This is a genomic window from Streptosporangium saharense (assembly GCF_014203715.1).
Taxonomy (GTDB): Bacteria; Actinomycetota; Actinomycetes; order Streptosporangiales; family Streptosporangiaceae; genus Streptosporangium; species Streptosporangium saharense.
Genome location: NZ_JACHJP010000016.1, coordinates 48,348 through 71,587 on the forward strand (window position 1 = coordinate 48,348; position 23,240 = coordinate 71,587).

Sequence of the window (23,240 nt, forward strand, 5' to 3'; positions counted from 1 at the left end):
GCGCCGGGCGGGCCGGAGGGGGAAGGGTCGAAGCATGACGAAACACTGGATGCTCGGCGGTGACAGGCGGGTCTCGCGCCTCGGGTTCGGGGCGATGCGGCTGCCCGCGCGTGGCTGGGACGGCCCGGCGGGAGACAGGGAGACCGCGCTCGCGGTGCTGCGCCGGGCCGTCGAACTCGGCGTTGACCACATCGACACCGCCGCGTTCTACGCGTACGGGGACCTCTCGGCCAACGAGCTGATCAGGACGGCGCTGCGTCCCTACTCGGAGGACCTGGTGATCGCGACCAAGGTCGGTCCCCGGCGCGGTCCCGAGGGGTGGCTCTCGGAGGCGGGTCCCGGCGACCTGCGCGCGGCCGTCGAGGAGAACCTCGCCGGGCTCGGGCGGGACCGGCTCGACCTGGTCTACCTGCGGGTCGGCCTGATGGAGACGCGGGACGAGCCGATCGGGGAGCGCTTCGCCGTACTGGCCGGGCTGCGGGAGGAGGGGCTGATCCGGCACCTCGGGCTCAGCAACGTGACGGCGGGCCAGCTCGCGCAGGTGCGGGACGTCGCGCCGGTCGTGGCGGTGCAGAACCACTTCCACCTGACGCGTCAGGACGATCTCGACCTGTTGGCCGAGTGCGAGCGGGCGGGGATCGCGTACGTGCCGTTCTTCCCGCTCGGCGGGTTCGGGCTGCCCGACGACGAGCGGATCGGGCGGATCGCACAGCGGCACGGCGCCACGGTCGCGCAGGTCATGCTGGCCTGGCTGCTCGCCCGCTCCCCGGTGACGCTGGCCATCCCGGGGACCTCCTCGCTCGCGCACCTCGCGGAGAACGTGGCCGCCGCCGACCTCGTGCTGGACGAGGAGGAGGTCGCGGAACTCAACGCACTCGCCTCACAGAAAGACTGACATTTTACTGTGAGATTCACCGGCGAAACCTTCTGATCGCTTCCGGGGACGCGTAGGGTCGCCGCCATGACGGCACGGAGATCCACGTGATCGTGACGGAGCTGAACGTCTACCCGCTCAAGAGCTGCGGCGGCACCGCGCTGCGGGAGGCGGAGATCACCCCCAGGGGGATACGGCACGACCGCGAGCTGATGCTCGTCACCCCGGAGGGGGCCCACCTGTCCCAGCGGGAGGTGCCGAGGATGGCGCTGCTGCGGCCGGTCTACGACGGTGACAAGCTCCGCGTCGAGCCCCCCGACCCGGCCGCCCAGGTCCCGCTCACCCACGAGGTACGGCGCGACCGGCCCGCGCGGGACATCACCCTCTTCAAGGCCCCCGACCGGGGCGTGGACCAGGGGGAGGAGGCGGCCGGGTGGTTCTCCACGGCGCTCGGCGTCCCCTGCCGCCTGGTGAGCTTCCCCGACGACCACGTCCGCAGGGTCGGCTGGGCCGACGCCGTGGGGGAGAGCGGCTACGCCGACTCCCTCCCGCTGCTCGTCACCTCCGAGGAGTCGCTGGCCGAGCTGAACACGCGGCTCGCGGAGCCGGTGCCGATGACCCGCTTCCGGCCGAACATCGTCGTCTCCGGCTGGCGCGAGCCGTTCGAGGAGGACGGGGTACGGTGGCTGCGGATCGGCGAGGTCGAGGTCGAGCTGGTCAAGCCCTGCGGGCGCTGCGTGATCGTCAACGTGGACCAGGCCACGGGCGTCAAGGGCCGTGAGCCACTGCGCACGCTCGCCGGGTTCAGGACCGTCATGACCGACAGGCCCCGCGTCGTCTTCGGCAAGACCGGCTTCCCGAGAACCCCGGGCACGATCCGCGTCGGCGATCCCGTCGTCCTCCTGGGGTGACAATCTATCGCTGGATTGTCACTTTCAGCCGTCGGCGAGGCCCGTGAGGAACGCGCGCAGCGCCCTGCGATAGGGCTCGATCGTGGTGATGTCGGCGTATTCGTCGGGACCGTGCTGCCCGTCCCCGCCGATGCCGAAGATGACGGCGTCGATGCCCTTGCGGTAGTAGAACCGGCAGTCGGCGGCGCCGTGCTTGCGCAGCAGATCGCCGTCGTAGCCCTGCTCGCGGGCCGCTCGCCGGAGCCCGAGCACCTCTGGCCGCCCTGGGTCGGCGTGGTGCGGTGGGGCGACGTGGGTGACGACGGGCGCGACGCCGGGGGCGCAGAAGCCCGCCAGGTGCGCGGTGATCTCCTCCTCGGTCCTGCCGTCCAGGTCGGGGTCACCGGCCGGGAAGCGGATGTCCAGCCACGCCTCCGCCTCGTCGGGCACCTGGTTGCGGGCCAGGTTGGGCGTCTCGATCCTGGCGACGTTCACCGTGGTCCGCCACGCCTCCTCGGTCGCCACGGGGTAGCGCTCCAGCAGGGCGCCCACGCTGTGGTGCAGCTTGAGCAGCGCGTTGTCGCCGAGCCACTGGTAGGCGCTGTGCGCGCCCCGGCCGCTCGCCCGCAGGTTCGCGGTGACCATCCCCTTGGAGTCGGTCACGACCCGCAGCCCACTCTGCTCGCCGATGACGACGAAGTCACCGCTCACGCCCCGGTCGATCTGGTGCGCCGTGCCGTCGAGGCCGCCGACCTCCTCGTCGGTGACGAGCTGCAGCCCGATGGGGTACGGCAGCGCCCCCGCCAGCTCGCGGAAGACCAGCGCCTCGACCAGGGCGGAGACCTTCATGTCGTGGGCGCCCCTGCCGTACAGCCGGGTCCCGTCGAGACGCGGGCGGAACTGGTGCGGCGGCGCGGGCACCACGTCGAGGTGGGCGTTGAGGATGACCCGGAAATGGGGGCGCCGGGAGCCGGAATAGACGAGCGCGCTCGGCTTGCCGTTCGAGAAGAACCGCTCGACCGTGAAGGCGTCGGTGACGAGGCCGAGCACGAGTTCGAGCGCCTCGCGCAGGTCACCGGGGCGGTCGGCGGTGGACGGCACGGCGAGCAATCGCCGTGCCGTCACGAGGAGGGAGTCGAGGTCCACCGCCTCATCGTCCCCCTACGCGTGGGCGAGAACCAGGGTGAAGTCCCCCGTCGGGTCCGTGTAGGTCTGGCCCGGCGTGAACCCGGCCGCGACCAGCTCCCCGTTCAGCCCCTCAGGACGGAACTTGGCGCTGATCTCCGTCCGGGTCTCCTCGCCCTCCTCGAAGGAGACCGACAGGTCGAGGGCGACGATCCGCACGGTCATGGCGCGGCTCGCGCGCAGCCGCATCTCGATCCAGTCGTTGCGCTCGTCGTACAGCGCGACGTGCTCGAAGGCGTCCGGGTCGAAGTCGGCCTCCAGCCTGTGGTTGATCACGTGCAGGACGTTCCTGTTGAAGGCCGCGGTCACCCCGGCCGCGTCGTCGTAGGCCGCGACCAGCCGCCCGGTGTCCTTCACCAGGTCGGCCCCCAGCAGGAAGGAGTCACCGGGGGAGAGCGTGTCGCGCAGCTCCTTCAGGAACACGGCCCTGGCCTCGGGGTCGAGGTTGCCGATGGTGCCGCCGAGGAAGGCCACCATCCGCCGCCCCCGCTTCGGCAGCAGCGCCAGGTGGCGTTCGAAGTCGGCGCAGACCGCGTGCACCTCCGTCCCCGGGTAGCGGGCCGCCAGGCGCCGGGCGGCGTCGCGGAGGGTGACGGCGTCCACGTCCACCGGGGTGTAGGCGCGCAGCCTCCCCACCGAGGCCAGGGCGTCGAGCAGCAGCACCGTCTTCTCGCTGGTCCCCGAACCCAGCTCGACCAGCGTGTCCGCCCCGCTGTCGGCGGCGATGTCGGTGGAGTGCCTGCGCAGGATGGACAGCTCCCTGCGGGTCGGGTAGTACTCGGGCAGCCGGGTGATCTGGGAGAACAGCTCGCTGCCGGTCTCGTCGTAGAACCACTTCGGCGGCAGCCACTTGGGGTCGGACGACAACCCGGCGCGGACGTCGTTCTCCAGGGCCTGGCTGAGGTAGTCGTCACCGAGATGGCTGGTCAGGCGTACGTCGGACTGGCTCACGGGCATGATGACTCCTTGATGTCGCAGGTCACAGTGGCTGGACGCGCACGCCGTCGAAGGACGCGAGCACCAGACTCCGATCCGGTACGGCCTGCCAGCCGGGCCGGTCGTCGAGCGGCTCGCTGGCGACGAGCACGCCGTCGTCGAGGTTGAGGAAGAGCGTGTCGCCCCAGGTGGTGGCGGCCAGGGACGAGCCGTCGCTGGCGAGGAGGTTCAGCCGCCCCGCGGGGTCCTTGGTCCCGGCGTTGACGACGACCTCGGACAGGGCGTCGCCGAGGGTGAGACCGGCGCGGCGCCGTACGAAAACGGCGGCGGCGACCCAGGCGGCGTCGCAGGTGCTCTCCGCGCCCGCGCCGTCCGCGAGCTCCCTGACGGGGCCACGGGCGACGCGGCCGTTGTGGCTGAGCAGCCACGCCCCGTCGGTGAAGGGCGCGGTGGCGCTCTCCTCGATCGGCATGCCGACGCTGGCCGACCGCACGGCCGCCAGCAGGCAGCTCGACCGGGCGACCTCGGCCAGGGCGGGCAGGTTGGCGTCCGCCCACATGGGGACGGAACGGCGGTAACGCACCGGCTCGGCACGGGCCGCGTCGTACCACCCGATGCCGAAGCCGTCGGCGTTGATCAGGCCGTGGCGCTGCATGCGCGGGGCGTAGGACTGCCGCAGCAGGCCGTGCTCCGGCTCGCTGACCAGTGAGGCGACGGACCGGGGAGCGCCGAGCCAGGCGGCGTGACGGCACATCTACCGCAGCTCCGAACGCTCTGCCGACACTGACCGGGCACACCGGAAGCCCGTGAAGATCTGCCTGCGGATGGGGTGGTCCCAGTTCCTGAACGTCGTGCGGACCGCCGCCGGGTCGGCCGCCCACGAGCCGCCGCGCAGCATCCGGTAGTCGCCGCCGAAGAAGACCTCGCTGTACTCCCGGTAGGGGAAGCTCCTGAAGCCCGGGTAGGGCTGGAACCCCGAGGAGGTCCACTCCCACACGTCCCCGATCATCTGCTCGGCACCGTAGAAGCTCGCCCCCGCCGGATAGGCGCCGAGAGGGGCGGGACGCGCCGCCCGGTGCCCGAGGTTGGCGAGGCCGGGGTCGGGATCGGCGTCCCCCCACGGATACTTCCTGGCCCGTTCCGCCTCGGGGTCCCAGCCGCAGGCCTTCTCCCACTCGGCCTCGGTCGGCAGCCGCTTGCCCGCCCAGCGGGCGTAGGCGTCGGCCTCGTGCCAGCACACGTGCTGGACCGGCTCGTCCATGGGGACCGGCTCCCGCCTGCCGAAGCGGGTCCGCCACCAGGTGTCGCCGTCCCTGGTCCAGAACTGCGGGGCGAAGGCGCCCGTCTCCCGCCGCCAGGCCCACCCCTCCGGGCTCCACCAGCGCGGGTCGTCGTAGCCGCCGTCCTCGACGAAGTCGGCGTAGGCCCGGTTGCCCACGGGCAGCCGGTCGATCCAGTAGGCGGGCAGGTCCACCCGGTGCGCGGGCCGCTCGTTGTCGTAGGCCCACGGCAGCGTGCTGGTCCCCATCGTGAACGGCCCGGCGGGCACGAACACCTCCTCGGGGCCGCCCGGCTTGCCCGGGGGCAGTTCGCCGTCCCTGACCAGGCCCGCGGCCCCGGAGAGCTGCCAGGTGGCGAGCATCGTCTCGTCGTGCTGGTGCTCGTGCTGGATCACCAGCCCGAAGACGAAGGCGTCCCGGTGCAGCGGGTCGGAACTCTCCGGGTCGAGCCTGTCCAGGACGTCGAGCACCCGCCCCCGCACCCCCTCGATGTAACGGCGCGCCTCGACAGGCCCCAGGATGGGCAGGCTCGGCCGGTTTTTCCTGGGGTGCTTGAACGCGTCGTACAGGTCGTCGATCTCTGGACGCAACGGGGTGATTCCCCCGGCCTCCCGCAACACCCACAGCTCCTCGTAGTTGCCGACGTGCGCCAGGTCCCACACCAGCGGCGACATCAGTGGCGAGTGCTGCCTGACCAGCAGGTCGTCCTCGGCCTCCGTGTAGGCCAGCGACCGACCACGCACCGCGGTCAACTCGGCGGCGATGCGCTCCTTGAAGTCGTTCATGCGTGTCCTTCCTCCGTCAACCAGGCCGACAGGCGCGGTCCCGGTTCTCCGGCGAGCTCCAGCAGGTCGTAGGCGGGGGGTCGCCCGGTCGTCACGTGACGGTCGGTGTAGGCGGAGACCCGCGCGGTCAGCGCGCGGTCGGCGCCGAGCCTGGGCAGTGCCTCCTCCGCGGCGCGGAAGCACTCCTCGGCCGCCCGGCGCAGTCGCGGGTCGGTGAGGCCGCAGCGGGCCGCCTCAAGCCACATCCCCGCGTACGGCTCCGCCGCCGCCAGCGCCGTGTCCGCCGCCCTGTCATCAACGACCAGGGCGTGGGTGACCGCCACGCACACCGGCCAGTTCGCCGGGTGCTGGGCGTCGAGATAGCGGATCTCCAGCCAGCCGCGCGGCCGTACCGGAGGGAAGATCGTCGTGGCGTGGTAGGCCAGGTCGGCCAGGGTCGGTGGGGGCACGGGCGCGTCCAGCCAGTCGCGGAAGGTCGAGCCGTCGCGGATCGTGCGGTAGCGGCCGCCCTCGCGCACCAGCATCAGCCGGGCGTCGAGGAGATAGGAGGTCCAGTCGGCCACGGGGTCCCCGGTGGCCGGGACGGGGGCGGTTCTGGTGCGGTCGAGGTTCTCCCACACCTCCTGACGTCCCGACATCCACCCGCACGGCCGTCCCTCACGCAGCGAGGAGTTGGCGAACGCGGCCAGCAGGATCGGGCCGAGCCGGTGGGCGCGTTCCCAGCGCGCCGAAGGTCTGTCGCCCAGGTCCAGGTTGACCTGGATCGACGCGGTCGAGCACATCATCAACGCCCCGTACGGCAGGCCGAGGAACTCGGCCATCGCGTCGTAACGGGGCAGGTGTAACTGCCGTCTCGCGGGCCGTACGGGATCGTGGCCTGCCCCCGCCAGGGCCAGACCGGCTCCGCGCAGTGCCCGGCTCGCGGCGTCCACGTCGGCACGCATCCGGGTGATCGCCTCGGACAGCGGGCCCGCGGGTCCCGACAGTTCGAGTTGCCCGCCGGGCTCGAACGTCACCCGGCTTCCGCCGTCCAGGGGTGGCAGGACGGCGGCGGTCCTGTTCAGCGGTACCTGCTCGCCGGTGGCCGTACGGTCGAAGACCAGGAACTCCAGCTCGATCCCCACCTCGTCCCCGGTGGCACCGAGGAAGCAGTCCCGCGCGAAGGCCTCCACATCGGAGGCATTCCGGATCGGCGCGTCCTCGGCCACAAGACCGGTCATCGTCTCTCCTTTTCGCCTGATGTGTTTGGGTCTATAGACCCGTGAGGCGCGTAGGCGTTACAGGAGGAGATCGGACATGTGTAACGGATTGGGGGGTTCGTGGCACTGTCCCGTATGGAACGGGGGCTGCGATGAGCCGGGCGAGCCTGGGCTGCCGTGAGGTCGGCGGGCTCGTCACGTGTTATCTGGAGGGAGCCCTGCCCGCGGGGACGCGGCGGCGCTTCGAGGAGCACCTGACCGGATGCGCCCTGTGTCCGGCCCTCCTGGAGCGGGTCCGGGTGACGGTCGAGGTCCTGCGGGCCTTCGGCGGCGGTGACGTTCCGCAGGAGGTGCTCACGCGGCTGTGCGCGGCCTTCGACGCCCCGGACGGCCCGGCGCGGGCGTCAGGGCGGCGGCATCTGTCGTCGGTGCCCGGCTCAGGAGCCGCGCCGCTCCTCGATCCTGGAGTTCCGCCGGTCGCGGAAGGCGGCCAGTAGCCGTTCCCGCGCCTGATCGGGCAGCGGCTCCGGCCGCAGGGTGCCCAGGGCGGTGACGGTCACGCGGAACTGGTGCAGGTAGTGTCCGCAGCTCTCGCAGGCGCCGAGGTGCTCCTCGAACAGGTTCCCGGTGGGTTCGTCGAGGTCACCGTCCAGATAGGAGGTGACGAGCTCCACCCACTCGTCGCAACTGAACCGCTTCACGACGTGAAACGCCTTACCGTCTCTGAACTGAACCGATTTCACTACGCCGACCGCCTCGCCGTCTCGAAATAATCCTCCAGGCGTCCGCGCACCGCCACGCGGGCGCGGTGCAGCAGAACCCGCTGGTTGGCCGGGGAGACCTCCAGGATCTCGCAGACCTCCTCCGAGGTGCACCCCTCGACATCACGAAGTGTGATGACGGCGCGCTGTCTTGGGGGAAGTTCGGCCAGGGCCGCCGCGATCAGGTCACGCACCTCGGCGGCCAGCACCTCGCCCTCGGGGGTCGACCAGGCCGAGGGGACGTTCTTCCAGTGCCCGGGGAACGGGTCGTCGGGCCCCTGGAAGAGCGGCCGCTCCGCGACGGGCTCCGCCCGATGTTCGAAGGCGCTGCTCCACGGTACCGTGCGGTTCTCGCGCAGCCCCCGCTTCCTGGCGGTGTTGACCAGGATGCGGTAGACCCAGGTCTTGACGGACGAACGGCCCTCGAAGCCGTCGATACCCCTGATCACCGCGAGCCAGGTGTCCTGCACGACCTCCTCCGCGGAGTCGTTGGTCGACACGTGGGAGCGGGCGAGCCAGAGCATGCCCCTCGACCACGTGTCCAGCAGGGCCGCGAACATCGCCTCGTCCCCGGCGCGCAGAGCCGCGACGACGACGTCATCCGGGGGGAGCCTGCTGCCCGTGAAGGACTCCACGATCGCCTCCTTGCGGTCGGGCGCCTGCAACGCCGCTCTCGTGCCCGGGGACACGAGAAGGTGTCCGGACCGTTCCCTCCGGTGCGGCGCCCCCGACTGCGAGATGAAGGTTCCCAAATAGGGGCGATCCAACACTTCTCCCATGGGAGACAGCGCGGGGGCACGGAAAGACGCGGTCCAGGGGGTACGGTTCCCCGGCACGGCCATGCGTTACACCGTTATTACGTGACGTTCCCGAAATTTCCCCGTTGTTCGTGAAGCGTTCTCATGCGTCGGGGATTCCCAGCATGCGATCGACCAGTTGGTGGAGGTGGGCCCGCAGCCGGGGCTTCGTCCTGGGGTTGTCGGGGTCGGGCGGATCGGGCGGGGCGAGGGCCTCGCCGTGCAGGAAGCCGTACATGCTCCAGGCCAGCGTCCGCACCAGCAGGTCCAGGTCGGTGCCGCCGTCGATGATCCCGTCCCTGGCCGCCGAGCGCAGCGCGTCCCTGGTGATGTTGATGATCGGGACCGCGTACTTCTGTTCGAGGTCGGGGATGTCGGCGGCGTCGCCGAGCCAGCGGTGCATCCACAGCGCGGGGATCTGCGGGTTGGACAGGCACAACTCCAGATAGCGGTCCACGAGGGTGTGCATGGCCTCGGAGACCCCGGCCGCGTCCCGGGCGGGCAGCGACGCCAGCGCGCCCTCGACGACGGCTCGCTGGGCCTGGCTGGTCCGCTCGATGACGGCGAGGTAGAGCGCGCGTTTGTCCCCGAAGGTGTCGTGCAGCCATTCGAGGTCGTAGCCCATGGCCTCTGCCAGCCCCTGCAGGGTGGTGCCGTCATAGCCGAACGCGGCGAAAAGCCGGGTCGCGAACTCTATGACCGCCTCGCTCTGCTGCTCGTCCGCAGAAGTCATGATTCGATTCAAGTCGTTGTCGCAGGTTGACGTAGCTAAGCGCTGGTTTTGGCGTGGTCAAACCTGTGTGCGCAATGGTCAGGGTGTGTCCTCCCGGTCGCGCGTCGCCTGCCCCGAGGGGGGGCGGTTTCCGCCGGAAAAATACTGCATTGAACGCTTAACTTCATGTGTTGCAATTTTTCGCTCACTGAGGTTTTGTGGAGAGGAACATGCGCGTCCCACTTCGAAGGAGTACGCCGTGAACGAAGCCGATCTCGGCCCCGTGACCCTCACCGTGGCCCGCCACGACACCTTCGATCCACCCCCTGAGCTGTCCCTTTGGCGCCAGGAGGCCCCGCTTCGCCGCATGACCTACGCCGACGGCCATCTCGGCTGGCTGGCGACCGGCCACTCGGCCGTCCGATCGATCCTCGCCGACAACCGATTCAGCACCCGGATCGAACTCCAGCACCCGGCCCTGCCGTACATGATCAAGCAACGGGCGATCCCGCTGCCTCCCGGGTTCTTCCTGCGGATGGACCCGCCGGACCACACCCGCCTGCGGCGGCTGCTGACCGGCCAGTTCACGGTCCGCAGGATGCGGCAGCTCGAACCGAGGATCGAGAAGATCGTCGCCGAGCGGCTGGACGAGATGGAGCGCCAGGGGCCGCCCGCCGACCTGGTGAGCGCGTTCGCGCTGCCCATCCCCTCGCTGGTGATCTGCGAGCTGCTCGGCGTCCCCTACACCGACCACGACCGCTTCCAGCATGACTCGGCGGTGATCGTCAGCCGGGAGGAGTCGGAACAGCGCAAGATCGAGGCCCTGGCCGACCTGTTCTCCTACCTGCACGAGCTGGTGCTCAGCAAGCGCGCGAAGCCGACCGACGACCTGCTCGGCGGGCTGGCCGAGAGCGACGAGCTGACGGACGAGGAGATCACGGGCATCGCGCTGCTCCTGCTGGTCGCCGGGCACGAGACGACGGCGAACATGATCGCGCTCGGTACCTACGCGCTGCTGTGCAACCCCCCGCAGCTGGCGGCGCTGCGTGCCGATCCCTCCCTGGCGGCGGGGGCCGCCGAGGAACTGCTGCGCTACCTGACCATCGTCGACTTCACGACCAGGGGCGCCCTTGAGGACGTCGAGATCGAGGGCCAGACCATCAGGGCCGGGGAGACCGTGACGCTCTCGCTGCCCGCGGCCAACCGCGACCCCGAGCGGTTCGAGGAGGCCGACGACTTCGACGTCTCCCGGCAGGCCGGCGGCCACCTGTCCTTCGGCCACGGCATCCACCAGTGCCTGGGTCAGCAGCTCGCCCGCAACGAGATGCGCATCGCCATCCCCGCGCTGCTGGAACGGCTGCCCGGCCTGCGGCTCGCCGTACCCGAGGAGGAGGTGCCGATGCGCTCGGCGATGGCCATCTACGGCGTGCACCGGCTGCCGGTGACCTGGTAGACGCCGGGTAACCCATGGATAACCCCATATATGGGGTTATCCATGGGTTATAAAGGCTGTGGACGGCCGTCGAACCGAAGGGACCGCGCGGTGGGACGTGTGCTGCTGCTGGCGACCGGAGACACCATCGCCTACTCGACCCATCCCCGCAGCCCCGGCGTGGCCTCGGGCGCCCGGCTCCTCGAAACCCTGCCCCCGGGCACGCTCACGGCCGAGGTGGTCGCCGAGGACGTCCAGGCGGAACCGAGCTGGGACACCTCCCCCTCGACCATGCTGCTCCTGGCCCGCAAAGCCCGCGAGGCCATCCTCGACCGAGGGTTCGACGGCGTCGTGATCACCCACGGGTTCGACACCGTCGAGGAGACCGCCTTCCTCACCGACCTGCTCGCCGGGCGGGCCGCGCACCACGGCGGGATCGTCCTGACCGGCGCGACCCGGCCCTTCGACGCGCTGTCACCGGACGGGCCGCGCAACCTCGCCTCCTCCCTCGCCGCCGCGGCCGACCCCGCGCTGTGCGGCGCGGGCGCCGTCGTGTGCGCCAACGACGAGGTGCACGCCGCCCGCTGGGTCACCATGACCGACGCGACGGGCGTGTGCGCCCTGTCCTCCGCCCCCGAACCGGTGCTCGGCCACGTGCACGAGGGCCGGGTCGTGCTCTCCACGGTCCCGCCGCACCGCCCGCCGACGGTCGCGGGCGACCCGGAGACCGACGTCGCCCTGGTCAAGACCTATCCGGGCATGGACACCGCGGCGATCACCGCCCTCGTGGACGCGGGCGTCAGGGGCGTCGTGATCGAGGGAACCGGCGCGGGGAACGTGCCGGTCAGCCTGCTCACCGTGATCGACGAACTGACCGGCTGGGGCATCCCGGTCGTCGTCGCCTCCCGCGCCCGCACCCGCAGGGCACCCCTCGACGAGCTGGGCCTGGGCGCGAGCCTGGCCGCCAAGACAGGCGCGATCGGCGCGTACGGCCTCAGCCCGGCCAAGGCGCGCGTCGCCCTGATGGTCGCCCTCGGCACGGGCGGCGTCGACGCCGTACGCGACTGGTTCGCCAGACTCTGACACTCCCGCGCGGGGAAACTTAGGTGTAGGGCGAAATGTCCGCATCCTATGGTTCGGGTATGGAACAGACCATGACGCCGGACGGCCGGATCGACCGTCGCGCACTGGCCGCGGCGGGGGTCACCGTACTGCTGTGGGCCTCCGCCTTCGTCGCCATCCGCGACGCCGCCCAGTACTTCGGCCCGGGAGCCCTGGCCCTCGGCCGCCTGTTCGCCGGTTCCGTCGTGCTCGTCGTCATCTGGCTCGCGCGCGGTGGGGGACTGCCCTCCCGGGGCGCCTGGCCCGGCATCCTGGGCTCGGGCGTGCTGTGGTTCGGCCTCTACATGGTCGCCCTGAACTGGGGCGAACACGAGGTGGACGCGGGCACCGCGGCGATGCTCGTCAACATCGGCCCCGTGCTCATCGCGCTCCTCGGCGGCTGGGTGCTGCGGGAGGGCTTCCCCCGCCGCCTGCTCGCCGGGATGGCGGTCTCCTTCGCGGGAGCCGTCGTGGTCGGGGTCTCGATGTCGGGCGGCGGGCGCGCCTCGGTCCTGGGTGTCCTGCTGTGCCTGCTCGCCGCCGTGACGTACGCCGCCGGGGTGGTCTGCCAGAAGCCCGCCCTCAGGTACGGCTCCGCCCTGCAGGTCACCACCTTCGGCTGCCTCGTCGGCACCGTGGTCTGCCTGCCGTTCGCCGGGCAACTGGTCGAGCAGGTCGCCGCGGCCCCGCTCCCCGCCACGCTGAACATCGTCTACCTGGGCGTCTTCCCGACCGCCCTGGCCTTCACCACCTGGGCCTACGCCCTGGCCCGCACCACCGCGGGGAAGATGGGCGCGACCACCTACGTCGTCCCCGCCCTGGTGGTCCTGATGGCCTGGGCGGTGCTCGGCGAGGTGCCCGGCTGGCTGACCCTGGCGGGCGGGCTGCTGTGCCTGGCGGGCGTCGCCGTCTCCCGTGGCGGCCCGCGTGCCGCCACCCCGTCTTCGGTGCGGGCCGTACGGTCCCGGTAACGTGTCAGCCCGTTGCGTGATCCACGGGGACCGGGGGCGTACCCGCCCCGGGTGAGTCGGGGAGGCGCGGATGCGAGACCAGACGATCGATGACTTCCTTGGGAGCCTGGCGGCCCGGGTACCCGCTCCGGGCGGGGGAGCCAGCGCGGCCCTGCACGGCGCGCAGGCCGCCGCGCTGCTGGGCATGGTCGCCCGCTACAGCGACGGCCCCAAGCAGGCCGGGCACGAGGAACTGATCGGGCGCGTCCTGGCGGAGGCCGACGCGCTGCGGGACCGCGCGCTCGGCCTCGCCGAGGAGGACGCCGCCGCGTTCACCGCGGTCACCGACGCCTACCGGCTGCCGAAGGAGTCCGAGCAGGAACGTACGGCCCGCTCCACGGCGATCGCCCGGGCACTGGCCGCCGCGGCCGGGCCTCCCGCGGAGACCATCGACCTCGCGCGCCGCCTGGTCGAACTGGCCGAGGAGCTCCTCCCCGTCGGCAACCGCAACGTCATCACCGACGTGGCCGCGGCTGCCGAGGCGGCCAGGGCCGCGGCGACCACGGCCAGGGTCAACGTCGAGATCAACCTCGGCGGCATCCGCGACGAGGAGGTCCGCGCGGAACTGGCGGCGAGGACGGCCGGGGTGGACGACCTGACCACCAGGACCGACAGCATCACCGCCACCGTCCGCGAGGAGATCGCCCGATGACCCAGAACCAGGGAAGCCCGGCGCGGGAGTTGACCGGGCGGGAGTTGGCCACGGCCATCAGGACCGACGCCGCGGAACGGGCGGCGGCCCTCGCCGCGCGGGGACGCCCGGTGCGCCTGGCCGTCGTCACGGCGACCGACGACGAGGCCAGCGCCTGGTACGTCCGCTCCATCGTGAACGCCGCGGGCAAGGTGGGCATCGAGTGCGAGGTGGCAGATCTCGGCCCCGGCGCGGAGGTCGGCGAGATCCGCGACCGCCTTGAGGCGCTGAGCGCCGACGAGTGGGTGAGCGGGATCATCCTGCAGACCCCGCTGCCCAGGGGCGCCAAGCTGGAGGACCTGGCCTCGTCCATCGTCCCCGCCAAGGACGTCGACGGCGCCAACCCGCTCTCCCTGGGCCGCCTGGCCTCGGGGCTGCCCGCCTTCGCGCCCGCGACCGCCGAGGCTGTGGTCAGGCTTCTCGACCACCACGGGATCCCGCTCAGCGGCCGTCACGCGGTCGTGGTCGGCCGCTCGACGGTGGTCGGCAAGCCCGCCGCCCACCTGCTGCTCGACCGCGACGCCACGGTGACCGTCTGCCACTCCCGGACCGCCGACCTGCCCGCCGTCACCTCGGCCGCCGACGTCCTGGTCGCCGCCGTCGGCCGGATCGGCCTCATCACCCCCGATCACGTACGGCCCGGCGCGGTCGTCGTGGACGTGGGCACGAACCAGACCGAGGACGGCACCCTCGCGGGCGACGTCGATCCCACCGTGGCGACCAGGGCCTCGGCGCTGACCCCGGTGCCGGGAGGCGTGGGCCCGGTGACCACCGCCCTCCTCCTCGCCCACACGGTCCAGGCCGCAGAATCCCTGGCCTGAGCCGTACGGCCCGGCCCCGACCGGTCAGCAGGCCCGCGAGCCGTACGGCCCGCAGACCGGAAAGGGCCGGGCAAGGCCGTACGGCCCCGACCTGACGTACAGGTTCGAAAGAGGGGCGGTCGAGGCCGGGTCGTCGTCGAACGGTCGTCCTGCCGTGACCGTCACCGCCCGTTCCCCATCATGCGGCTCACCGTGGGCGGTGACGTGCCCGTGGGTCACGGATTTTCCCGGCGGTGATCGTCATTTCTGACTGTGGCGATAATTCATGGTTAACCCATAGAGATAGTAGATTTAGTGAGCCCCGCCCAGAGGTCGTCATGCCATCGGGAGGATCTTCGGATGCACGTCACGGCCCGCAGTGACTACGCCATACGCGCGATGCTGGTGATCGCGGCCCATGACCCGGTCTCGGTGACCGCGGAGACGCTGGCCCGCGCCCAGAAGATCCCGCCGAGCTTCCTGAGGGGCATCCTGACCGACCTGCGGCGGGCCAACCTCGTCTTCGCCCAGCGGGGCAACGAGGGCGGTTTCACGCTGGCCAGGAGGGCGGAGACCATCTTCGTCGGCGACGTCCTGCGGGCGGTCGGCGGCGGCTTCACCTCGGTGCGGGGCTTCTCGACGGCCGACGTCGTCTACTTCGGGGAGGCGGTTCCGCTGCGCGCGGTCTGGCTGGACGTCGAGGCGTCCATCGGCGCCGTGGTGGACAGCGTCAGCCTCGCCACCCTCCTGGAGTCCCAGGGGGCCGAGGTCTCACGACGGCAGACGGCCTGAGAAGAGGGCGCCGGGGGCGCCGTCACCCCGCTTTCCGTGCCGGATCCCTCGGCGGTCAGGCGGGGATGGAGACGCCGAGCCCGCCCCGGGTCTGCGCGCCGTAGCGCTCCTTCTCCCTGGCGAGGTCGAGGGGCCTGATGTGGCTGCGGTCCTTCAGGATCTCCTCGGTGATCAGGTCGGCGGGCACGAGCCAGGAGACCTCGAACTCGATCCCGTCGGGGTCCTTGGCGTACAGGGCCTTGGTGGTCGAGTGGTCGGAGGCGCCGACGAGGGAGTCCAGTTCGGTGAGTTTGACGGCGATGCGCTCCAGTTCCTGGAGGGTGTCCACCTCCCAGGCGAGGTGGTAGAGCCCGACGCTCGTCCGCCCGGCACCGGAGGGACCCGCCTGCGCGCCGATCTCGAACAGGCCGAGGTCGTGGTCGTTGCTCGACCCCGGGGCCTGCAGGAACGCCGCGCCCTGGCCGCCCATGACGATCCGGAAGTCGAGGGCCTCGCGGTAGAAGGCGACGCTGCGTTCGACGTCACGGACGAACAGGACCGCGTGGTTGAGCCGCTGGACCGGCATGGTTTCCTCCCCAAAAACTTGAACTCTCAAGTACGCTACCCCCACATGCTTGAGAGTTCAAGTAAGGTGGGCCCCGTGACCCGATGGCTTGACGACGAAGAGCAACGAGCGTGGCGCGCCTTCATGGGAGCCTCACAGCTCATCCACGAGGAGCTGGACCGCCAACTGCAGCGTGACTCAAGCATGCCGCACACCTACTACGTGATCCTGGTGAAGCTGTCGGAGGCGAAGGATCGCACACTGCGGATGAGCGACCTGGCCACCGAGCTCAACTCCTCGCAGAGCAGGCTCTCACACGCGGTCTCCCGTCTTGAGGAGAGGGGGTGGGTGCGCCGCGTGCCCTGCGCCGCCGACCGGCGCGTGAGCTGGGCCGAGCTGACCGACGACGGCTTCGCCGCGCTCACCGCCGCCGCCCCCGGCCACGTCGAGGCCGTACGGCGCGTCCTGTTCGACCGGATCGACCCCGAGCAGGTCAAACGCCTCGCCGAGATCTGCGCCGCGGTGCTGGCCGACCGGGTCCCGCACCCCCGCTGAGTCACTCCCGGCGACACGCCCGCCGTGCCGTACGGCCCGCCTCGGAGGTGAGGGACCGGAACGGGTGTGACGGCGGGTGGAACAGAAGGAGAATCCGTCCGGGTCCGCCCCCGCCCCGGGGCCGTCCGTCGTACCGTTTCCCCCGACCGATCGGCTCAACAGGGGGAAGCGGAGATGGCGGAGAGTTCTCTGACGCGGACGGACGGCGAGCACGAGGCGAACCGCGCGCTCTTCGGAACCGTCCACGAGGTGGCGGTCCGATACGCGGGGGCCGAGGTCTCCCAGGTGATGGCCGTGCTGCGCGGCAGGCTCGTCGGGGTGCCGGGCATGGACGACCACGGGATCCGCAGGATCGCCGAGGAGATCAGCGTCGGCCGGGACCCGTCCGGGCTGTAGGCGCTGTGGACCGGGGGCCGTCCCGCGAGGGGACGGCCCTTTCCGTCCACAGGGCTGTGGAAAACTTCCCTCGGCTGGCATGGGATTTCCACAGCCTGTGCAGAACGGTTGTCCACAGGCTGTGCACAACGTCCACGGATCAGGGGTGCATCAGGGTCGGATCAGGGGCGGCGCCGGATGTGTCAGGGACCCCGCCTCGGTCAGTCTGGAAGCATGCTCGCGTTGAGAAGGCTCTGCCCGCTGGTCGCCTGCGCCGGGATCGCGGTGGCCGTCGGGGCCATGGTCGTGGGACAGGTCCTCGCGGCCGCCTCCCACCCCGACCCGCTCGCCCTGACGATCGGTGAGTACGCCGCGGTCGAGGGCAGCGGCGCGACCGAGCTGGCCATGATCTCGCTTGCGGTCGCCTCCCTCGCGCTGGTCGCGGGGCTGCGGGCGGCCAGGGCGCCGCTCGGCAGGGCTGTCGAACGCCTGCTGGCGGTGTGGAGCGGCGCGCTGACCGTCATGGCGCTCGTGCCCGCGGGCGCCCCCGGCTCCGCGAGCACCCTGGACGGCTGGCTGCCCGGCCAGGTGCACGGTTACGCCTCTGCGGTGGCCTTCGTCGCGCTGCCCGTCGCGGGCGCGCTGATGGTCGCGCGCCTCGGGGAGGACGAGCGCTGGAAGGTGGTGGCCAGGCCGGTCGAGTGGCTGGCGCTGCTCTGCGGGTTCGGGCTGGCCGTGGTCACCTACGTGGCGCTCCCCGGCGACCGCGTGTTCATCGGCCTGGCCGAGCGCGCCCTGCTCGCCGCCGAGATCGCCCTGGTCGCGGTGCTGGCCGTACGGCTGGCGCACCTGAGCCGGGTGCGGAGCACCGCCCGCGCGTCGCAGGCCGCTCTCGGCTGACTTGTCACTTTGCTTTACTAATTCATGACATGTCACAAATAGGATACGAATACACCGGCTTCTCAGTGCTATCCTCGTCGGCGATCTAGAGGTCGTCCGGAGCCCCCCACTTCGGCGCTCCGGGACCGAACCGATGAGGTGACATGGCATCGAGCAGACCCATCAGGTTCAAGATCTCGGCACTCCTGGCGATCCCGATCGTCTCGCTGCTCGCCCTGTGGGGATTCGCGGCCACCGTGACGGTCGGCGACTCGATGAACCTGCTCACGGTCTCGACCCTCTACGACACGGTCGGCAAACCCGGTGACGAGCTGAGCAACTCCCTCCAGCACGAACACCTGCTCTCCGCCGAGTACCTCGCCTCGCGGACGGACTCGGCAAGGGCGGCTCTCGCCGTACAGCGGAACATCACCAACCAGGCGCGTCAGCGCTTCCGCGAGCGGACGAACACCGAGTCGGCCAAGTCCGCGATGACCCCCGACATGCGCATCCGGTTCAACGAGGTGATGAACCGGCTTAACGCCCTCGACGGGACCCGCGTCAAGGTGGACGGCGGCAGGATCGGCCTCGTCGGCCTCTCCCGCGACTTCTCCCTGGTGCCCGACGCGCTGAACCGGCTGTCGAGCACGATGAGCCTCAACAACGACCTGCCGCTCTTCCAGCAGTCACGCAGCCTCGGCATGATCAGCTACGCCAAGGACCTGATGAGCCGCGAGCGGGCGCTGGCCTCCGGCGTGCTGGGGATGAACCGCTCGATGTCGGCGAGCGAACTCCAGTTGTTCAACCAGCTCGCGACCAACCGGGTCTTCCTCCTCGAACAGAACCTGCCCGACCTTGAGCCGAGGCTGCGGCTGCCGTTCGCCGGGATGATGACCTCGACGATCTACACCAGGTACACCGGCCTTGAGGAGACCCTCCAGGCGGGGGAGATCATCCCCGCCACCGAGTGGCGCTCCGCGGGTGACGACCTGGAGGCCGTCTACGAGCGGGCGCTGACCGCCGTTACCCTCTCTCTGGCCGACCGGGCGGCCCCGTCCGCCGCGGCGACGTTCACCAGGGCGGGCGTCGCGGGCGCGCTCGGCCTCGTCGCCGTCGTCGCCTCGCTGCTGGTCTCCTACCGGGTCGGCAGCGGCCTCACCCGCGAGCTGGCCGGGGTGCGCAGGGCCGCCATGGAGGTGGCCGAGGTGCGCCTGCCCCGCGTCATGGAGAAACTCCGCAGGGGCGACCCCGTGGACGTCGCGATCGAGGCGCCACCGCTCGAACCGCTGGGCAGCACGGCGGAGGTCCACGACGTGGCCGCCGCCTTCGACAGCGTCCAGCTTCGCGCCATGCAGTCGGCCGTGGAACAGGCCAAGCTGCGCGAGGGCGTCGCCCAGTCCTTCCGCAACCTCGCCCGGCGCAGCCAGTCCCTGCTGCAGCGTCAGCTCAAGCTGCTCGACGGGATGCAGAAGCAGGCCGAGGACCCCGCGGCCCTGGAGAACCTCTTCCTGCTCGACCACCTGACCACCCGCATGCGGCGGCACGCCGAGGGCCTGGTCATCCTGTCCGGCGGGGCCTCAGGCCGTAAGTGGCGCTCCTCCGTTCTGATGGAGGACGTGCTGCGCGGCGCCGCGGCCCAGGTCGAGGACTACGCCCGGGTGCGGGTCTACCCGATGTCGGGCACGACCCTGGTCGGCAGCGCGGTCGCGGACATGATGCACCTGTTCGCCGAGATCATCGAGAACGCCACCGTCTTCTCCCCTCCCGGGGGCGAGGTGTCGATCCGCGGCGAACTGGTCGGCCGCGGGTTCGCGATCGAGATCGAGGACCGTGGCCTGGGCATGACCCCGGAGAAGCGGGTCGCCATCAACGAGCGTCTCGCCAGCCCGCCCGAGTTCGACCCGTCGGAGACCGACCGGCTCGGCTTCGCGGTCGTCGGCCTGCTCGCCGCGCGCTACGGCGTCAACGTGACGCTGCGGCCCTCGCCGTACGGCGGGACCGGGGTGGTCATCCTGCTCCCCGAGAACCTCCTGGGAGACCCCGAGCCCGTCGAGCCGGTCGTGCCGCTCAGGGCCGAGCACGTGCCGTCGATCTCCGCGCTTCCTCCGGTCCCCACCGAGCCCGCCCGGTTCACCGAGCCGGTGCTGCCGGTGCCCGCGGACCTGTGGAAGTCGTCCGTACGGCGCGGCGCCGGGCTGCCCCGCAGGGTCCGTCAGGCCAACCTCTCGCCGGGGCTGCGCCAGGACGACCAGCGCCAGGAGAACGGCCAGACCTCCGGCGCCACCGAGCGCTCGCCCGAGGAAGCTCGGGCGCTGCTGAACTCCTTCCAGTCGGGATGGCGGCGCGGACGCGCCGAGAGCGAGGACGGCGGTGCCGAGTGACGAACCGGAACAGTGAACCGGGATCCGCATCGAGTGTGATCATCACAGGGGAAGGGGTTTAGGCACGTGCCGGGTGAGCTTTATTGGCTTCTGGATGACTTCGTCACGAGTGTGGCGGACGTCTCCCACGCGCTGATCCTGTCGAACGACGGGTTGATGATGGCCTCCTCCCGAGGTCTGAGCAAGGAGGACGCCGACCATCTCTCGGCCGTCGCCTCCGGCTTCCAGAGCCTCGCCAAGGGGACAAGCATGCAGTTCGGCGGCGGCGCCGTACGGCAGACCATGGTGGAGATGGACTCCGCGTTCCTCTTCGTCACCTCGGCGGGCCAAGGCAGCTGTCTGGCCGTCATGACCAGCGGCGCGGCGGACGTGGGCCTCATCGCCTACGAGATGGCCCGCCTCGTGACCCGCGTCGGCCAGCACCTGGCCACCGCACCTCGGGTGGCGGGCCAATGAACGACGACGTCGAGTGGGTCGACGAGGAGGCCGGGCCCGTCGTCCGTCCCTACGCGCTGACCGGCGGGCGGACCGCGACCTCGACGTCCTCGTCCGCGTTCGACCTGCTGTCCATGGTGGTCGCGAACGGCTCGGTGATCTCGGCGGGCTCGCACCTGGGCTCCGAGCACCGGCGCCTGCTCGGCCTGATGAAGCGCACCAGGCCCATCGTCGAGATCGCCTCCGAGTCGGGCCTGCCGATCGGCGTGATCAAGGTCCTCCTCGGAGACCTGCTCGACCAGGGGTTGATCCTGGTGCGTTCCCCGCTTCCCGCGAACACCTCTCCCGCCGAGGGGCTGCTGCGAGAGGTGATCAGCGGCCTGCGGGCGCTGTAGCGTCTCTCACGCGTACGGCCCGGCGGGGGTGGGTGGCCGGCCCGTACGACGGAGAGACCTTCGGAGACCCCGTGCACCGTCGGAGGGCACGGGGAAAGCTCCTCCCGGTGCTTTTCGGCTACGCCCTGAACGCGCAGACCAGGAAGAACAGCACGGTGGCGGCGCAGAGCAGAGTGGCCAGGCCCATTCCGTCGATGGAGACGGTCAGCGCCAGGATGGCCACGGCGGTAGCGGCGTGCAGCAGATAACGCTCCCTGAGCGACAAATTCCCTCCGGTCAGGCTTTTTCCCCAAAAAACGCAACAACCTCGACCCGGGGTTCCCGCTTTCCTGGTCCCCTGAGTGTCGCGACAACCTCAACCCGGGGTTTCCGCCTTCTCGGCGGGCTTGGCCGTACCCCTCCCGAAGGCCGTCAGGCGGCCACGGTGGGTGCGGTAGGCCAGGTAGGCCGCGACCAGCAGGTCGTACAGCACGCAGGCCGTGGGAAGGTCGGTCAGCGGCGGCTCAAGGTGGCGGGGCACCACGACGTCCCACACCGGGTGCAGCACCCAGGCCGCGACCAGGAACCACGGCGACCGGAACATCCCCAGCAGGGTCAGCGCCACCACCACCGCGAGCGCCGCGTACTCCACCCCGCCGTGGGCGAGGTAGGTCGGCGCGAGGATCCCCACGGTGACGGCCCCCCAGGCCGCCAACTCCACCCTGCCGGGCAACCAGCACAGCGCCAGGACGAGCACCACCCCCAGCGGCAGCGCCGCGGCCACGAGAAGATCAGCCCGCGCCACGACCCCGATGGCGTGCGTCATCGCCATCATGACCACCACGACGTAGACCACCCACCCGGTAATCCGAACTCCCACGACCCACACTCCCGCGCCGTCGCCCACCTCTCACCACAGCAGTCGCCGCCGACGGGGCTCCGGTTCCCGGGAGGTTCCCGTCAGGTGCGGGCCGTACGGCTCGCGGCCACTTCGGAAGCGGCCCCCGGTATCGCACGGAATCTCATCGCGACGCGTGTCCGGTGTCTGATGCCGCCAACGGATGAACGCCAGGGTTGGGTTGGAGAGATTCTTTGCTGGTACGGCCTGCGGTCAGGTCTGGGGAGCGTCCCTCGGGGCGGCCGTCGAGGAAGCGGGAGATGCGGGCGGGCAGGTTCGGCACGGCGTCGGCGAACAGGTGGCTTCCCGCGTAGGCGGCGTCCTCGTTGCGGCGGCGGACATGGCCGATGTGGGTTCGGGCGGCGGCGTGGGCGGTGAGGGTCATGGCTGCTCGCTCTCGTCGTCACCGTTGGTGCTGGGCGGACTCGTCGCGGTGCAGGACGTGTACGGTCTCCACCCGGTCACTGGCCACGACGTATTCGGTCACTTCAACAGACTGAGCGACTTGCGCGCTCTCACCAACCCATGATCAACAGCCTGAGCTGTGAACCCTTCAGGGTGACGAGCGACAGGTGGCTACATTGCCCAGCCCTCAACGCCTTACAAGGTTGCGAACCCTTCAGGGTGATAAGCGACTGGCAGGCGTTCGGCCAAGACGCCGCCGTTGTGTGGGCGTTGCGAACCCTTCAGGGTGATGAGCGACAGGGAGGACGGACATGCCCGAAGCCACCGGATACACGTTGCGAACCCTTCAGGGTGATGAGCGACCCGAGGGTAAAGTCTCAGGTCAGGTAGGGCCGGATGAGGGGGAGACGGACTGGTTCTGCAGTAGTCCGGCGGTAGTGCAGAGGTGCAGGTCAGAGCGTTGATCATTTTTGGTACGGCCTGGCGTATGAAGCTCTGTCCATGATGACGGGTTCACGGGTCGGAAGTCGAACGTTCTGAGTTTCGCGCCGTTCGCGAAGGTGTCCCACCCGATGTCGTTGTCGCGGGTGACGGCTGTGCGGGGGTGCTGTTGGTTCAGAGTGGGGTTGGGCCGGTGGAGTCCCATCGGGTGAGGGCTGGTTGGTGGCCGAGTTGGGTGCCGGTGTGGGGGTCGATCTTGAAGGCGCCGAACAGGGTGGTGGTCTCCAGGTTGGCGGCGGTCTGCCACAGGGCTTGGCGTGTGGTGGTCGCGGTGGTGGTTGCGCAGTGGGTGGCGATGGTCGCGGCGGCCACCGCTTGGACGGCCGGGTAGTCGGGGAGCACTCCGGCGCGTTCCCGGTAAGTATGCAGGAAGGTGGGTTCGTCCAGGCCGAGGTGGGGTGCGGGTGTGGTGCCGGGGAACCACTGGCCGATGCCGTAGACGCCCCGGGGATCGTCGAGTGCCTGGCCGAACTCGTGCACGCCCGCCGCGACCGCGCACACCACCTGGGGCGGTACGGGCAGCGTCCTGGCGTGTTTGATCGTGTCGATGTCTTCTTCGAAGGCTCCGGCGCACAGGAGTGCCCACGGCTGCGTCAGGTCCACGCTGGTCAGGTTGTCTTCGGGGCCGAGCCGTACCGTGCTCAGCCC

General features: G+C 70.7%; 29 protein-coding genes. 15 read left to right on the forward strand and 14 right to left on the reverse strand.

Annotated features, from left to right (window positions below; genetic code table 11):
- The first annotated feature begins 34 nt into the window (after window positions 1-34).
- On the forward strand, window positions 35-895 hold the full coding sequence (locus FHS44_RS38760; protein ID WP_184725329.1) for an oxidoreductase: 861 nt from the start codon (window positions 35-37) through the stop codon (window positions 893-895).
- 86 nt (window positions 896-981) lie between these two features.
- Window positions 982-1,785: an MOSC domain-containing protein gene (locus tag FHS44_RS38765; protein ID WP_312863996.1), complete on the forward strand. Its 804-nt coding sequence runs from the start codon at window positions 982-984 to the stop codon at window positions 1,783-1,785.
- A 24-nt stretch (window positions 1,786-1,809) separates the two neighbouring features.
- Here FHS44_RS38765 and FHS44_RS38770 read toward each other — a convergent pair whose 3' ends face one another.
- The 5 genes from FHS44_RS38770 to FHS44_RS38790 are packed head-to-tail and all read right to left on the reverse strand — an operon-like array spanning window position 1,810 to window position 7,170.
- Window positions 1,810-2,910 (reverse strand): M20 family metallopeptidase, encoded by a 1,101-nt coding sequence (locus FHS44_RS38770; protein WP_184725331.1) that lies wholly within the window; start codon window positions 2,908-2,910, stop codon window positions 1,810-1,812.
- A gap of 15 nt (window positions 2,911-2,925) precedes the next feature.
- Window positions 2,926-3,906: an L-histidine N(alpha)-methyltransferase gene (gene egtD, locus FHS44_RS38775; protein ID WP_184725333.1), complete on the reverse strand. Its 981-nt coding sequence runs from the start codon at window positions 3,904-3,906 to the stop codon at window positions 2,926-2,928.
- Between the two features lie 22 nt (window positions 3,907-3,928).
- Complete coding sequence (egtC, locus tag FHS44_RS38780; protein ID WP_184725335.1) at window positions 3,929-4,639, reverse strand: ergothioneine biosynthesis protein EgtC; 711 nt, start codon at window positions 4,637-4,639, stop codon at window positions 3,929-3,931.
- Window positions 4,640-5,950, reverse strand: a complete 1,311-nt coding sequence (egtB, locus tag FHS44_RS38785) for an ergothioneine biosynthesis protein EgtB (RefSeq protein ID WP_184725337.1) — start codon at window positions 5,948-5,950, stop codon at window positions 4,640-4,642.
- Window positions 5,947-7,170, reverse strand: a complete 1,224-nt coding sequence (locus tag FHS44_RS38790) for a glutamate-cysteine ligase family protein (protein WP_184725339.1) — start codon at window positions 7,168-7,170, stop codon at window positions 5,947-5,949. The genes egtB and FHS44_RS38790 overlap by 4 nt, the downstream gene beginning before the upstream one ends.
- A gap of 131 nt (window positions 7,171-7,301) precedes the next feature.
- Here FHS44_RS38790 and FHS44_RS38795 point away from each other — a divergent pair, with 131 nt between their 5' ends.
- On the forward strand, window positions 7,302-7,646 hold the full coding sequence (locus tag FHS44_RS38795) for a zf-HC2 domain-containing protein (RefSeq protein WP_184725341.1): 345 nt from the start codon (window positions 7,302-7,304) through the stop codon (window positions 7,644-7,646).
- Here the strand turns inward: FHS44_RS38795 and FHS44_RS42635 are convergent.
- From FHS44_RS42635 to FHS44_RS38810, 3 genes are all read right to left on the reverse strand, one after another.
- Entirely contained in the window at window positions 7,587-7,850 is a 264-nt protein-coding gene (locus tag FHS44_RS42635) for an anti-sigma factor family protein (protein WP_184725343.1), read from the reverse strand. The genes FHS44_RS38795 and FHS44_RS42635 overlap by 60 nt on opposite strands.
- A gap of 41 nt (window positions 7,851-7,891) precedes the next feature.
- Window positions 7,892-8,545, reverse strand: a complete 654-nt coding sequence (locus FHS44_RS42160) for a sigma-70 family RNA polymerase sigma factor (RefSeq protein WP_312863998.1) — start codon at window positions 8,543-8,545, stop codon at window positions 7,892-7,894.
- Between the two features lie 265 nt (window positions 8,546-8,810).
- Window positions 8,811-9,440: a TetR/AcrR family transcriptional regulator gene (locus tag FHS44_RS38810; protein ID WP_184725348.1), complete on the reverse strand. Its 630-nt coding sequence runs from the start codon at window positions 9,438-9,440 to the stop codon at window positions 8,811-8,813.
- Window positions 9,441-9,678: 238 nt separating this feature from the next.
- Here FHS44_RS38810 and FHS44_RS38815 point away from each other — a divergent pair, with 238 nt between their 5' ends.
- The 5 genes from FHS44_RS38815 (at window position 9,679) to FHS44_RS38835 (ending at window position 14,474) form a co-directional block, all read left to right on the forward strand.
- Complete coding sequence (locus tag FHS44_RS38815; protein WP_312863999.1) at window positions 9,679-10,872, forward strand: cytochrome P450; 1,194 nt, start codon at window positions 9,679-9,681, stop codon at window positions 10,870-10,872.
- Between the two features lie 90 nt (window positions 10,873-10,962).
- Window positions 10,963-11,934, forward strand: coding sequence for an asparaginase (locus FHS44_RS38820; RefSeq protein ID WP_312864000.1), 972 nt, complete (start codon window positions 10,963-10,965; stop codon window positions 11,932-11,934).
- A 59-nt stretch (window positions 11,935-11,993) separates the two neighbouring features.
- Window positions 11,994-12,923 (forward strand): DMT family transporter, encoded by a 930-nt coding sequence (locus tag FHS44_RS38825; protein WP_184725352.1) that lies wholly within the window; start codon window positions 11,994-11,996, stop codon window positions 12,921-12,923.
- Window positions 12,924-12,993: 70 nt separating this feature from the next.
- On the forward strand, window positions 12,994-13,614 hold the full coding sequence (locus FHS44_RS38830) for a cyclodeaminase/cyclohydrolase family protein (protein WP_184725354.1): 621 nt from the start codon (window positions 12,994-12,996) through the stop codon (window positions 13,612-13,614).
- Window positions 13,611-14,474 (forward strand): bifunctional 5,10-methylenetetrahydrofolate dehydrogenase/5,10-methenyltetrahydrofolate cyclohydrolase, encoded by an 864-nt coding sequence (locus tag FHS44_RS38835; protein WP_184725356.1) that lies wholly within the window; start codon window positions 13,611-13,613, stop codon window positions 14,472-14,474. Before FHS44_RS38830 ends, FHS44_RS38835 begins: the two co-directional genes overlap by 4 nt.
- A 24-nt stretch (window positions 14,475-14,498) precedes the next feature.
- Here the strand turns inward: FHS44_RS38835 and FHS44_RS38840 are convergent, their stop codons facing one another.
- The gene (locus FHS44_RS38840; protein ID WP_184725358.1) at window positions 14,499-14,693 is read right to left on the reverse strand and encodes a hypothetical protein; all 195 of its coding nucleotides are present in this window, start codon (window positions 14,691-14,693) and stop codon (window positions 14,499-14,501) included.
- A 120-nt stretch (window positions 14,694-14,813) separates the two neighbouring features.
- On the opposite strand from FHS44_RS38840, the gene FHS44_RS38845 reads away from it, so the two are divergent.
- Entirely contained in the window at window positions 14,814-15,245 is a 432-nt protein-coding gene (locus FHS44_RS38845; RefSeq protein WP_184725360.1) for an RrF2 family transcriptional regulator, read from the forward strand.
- 55 nt (window positions 15,246-15,300) lie between these two features.
- Here the strand turns inward: FHS44_RS38845 and FHS44_RS38850 are convergent, their stop codons facing one another.
- Window positions 15,301-15,810, reverse strand: a complete 510-nt coding sequence (locus tag FHS44_RS38850; protein ID WP_184725362.1) for a VOC family protein — start codon at window positions 15,808-15,810, stop codon at window positions 15,301-15,303.
- 75 nt (window positions 15,811-15,885) lie between these two features.
- Between FHS44_RS38850 and FHS44_RS38855 the strand changes: the two genes are divergently transcribed.
- From FHS44_RS38855 to FHS44_RS38880, 6 genes are all read left to right on the forward strand, one after another.
- Entirely contained in the window at window positions 15,886-16,344 is a 459-nt protein-coding gene (locus tag FHS44_RS38855) for a MarR family winged helix-turn-helix transcriptional regulator (RefSeq protein ID WP_312864001.1), read from the forward strand.
- A 174-nt stretch (window positions 16,345-16,518) separates the two neighbouring features.
- The gene (locus tag FHS44_RS38860; RefSeq protein WP_184725367.1) at window positions 16,519-16,740 is read left to right on the forward strand and encodes a hypothetical protein; all 222 of its coding nucleotides are present in this window, start codon (window positions 16,519-16,521) and stop codon (window positions 16,738-16,740) included.
- Window positions 16,741-16,953: 213 nt separating this feature from the next.
- A complete protein-coding gene (locus tag FHS44_RS38865; RefSeq protein WP_184725369.1) occupies window positions 16,954-17,619 on the forward strand; it encodes a DUF998 domain-containing protein in 666 nt (221 codons plus the stop codon).
- Window positions 17,620-17,762: 143 nt separating this feature from the next.
- Entirely contained in the window at window positions 17,763-19,979 is a 2,217-nt protein-coding gene (locus FHS44_RS38870; protein ID WP_184725371.1) for a sensor histidine kinase, read from the forward strand.
- Window positions 19,980-20,045: 66 nt separating this feature from the next.
- Window positions 20,046-20,435 carry a roadblock/LC7 domain-containing protein gene (locus FHS44_RS38875; protein ID WP_184725372.1) on the forward strand — a complete coding sequence of 130 codons (390 nt, stop codon included), beginning with the start codon at window positions 20,046-20,048 and terminating at the stop codon, window positions 20,433-20,435.
- Window positions 20,432-20,809, forward strand: coding sequence for a DUF742 domain-containing protein (locus tag FHS44_RS38880; protein WP_184725374.1), 378 nt, complete (start codon window positions 20,432-20,434; stop codon window positions 20,807-20,809). Before FHS44_RS38875 ends, FHS44_RS38880 begins: the two co-directional genes overlap by 4 nt.
- Before the next feature lie 118 nt (window positions 20,810-20,927).
- Here FHS44_RS38880 and FHS44_RS38885 read toward each other — a convergent pair whose 3' ends face one another.
- The 4 genes from FHS44_RS38885 to FHS44_RS38900 form a co-directional block, all read right to left on the reverse strand.
- Window positions 20,928-21,074 carry a hypothetical protein gene (locus FHS44_RS38885; protein WP_184725376.1) on the reverse strand — a complete coding sequence of 49 codons (147 nt, stop codon included), beginning with the start codon at window positions 21,072-21,074 and terminating at the stop codon, window positions 20,928-20,930.
- A gap of 90 nt (window positions 21,075-21,164) precedes the next feature.
- The gene (locus FHS44_RS38890; RefSeq protein WP_184725378.1) at window positions 21,165-21,668 is read right to left on the reverse strand and encodes a DUF6010 family protein; all 504 of its coding nucleotides are present in this window, start codon (window positions 21,666-21,668) and stop codon (window positions 21,165-21,167) included.
- A gap of 142 nt (window positions 21,669-21,810) precedes the next feature.
- Complete coding sequence (locus tag FHS44_RS38895; RefSeq protein ID WP_184725379.1) at window positions 21,811-22,071, reverse strand: hypothetical protein; 261 nt, start codon at window positions 22,069-22,071, stop codon at window positions 21,811-21,813.
- 635 nt (window positions 22,072-22,706) lie between these two features.
- Window positions 22,707-23,240, reverse strand: a 534-nt coding sequence (locus FHS44_RS38900) for a type 1 periplasmic-binding domain-containing protein (protein WP_184725381.1), incomplete at its 5' end; no start/stop codon positions are given.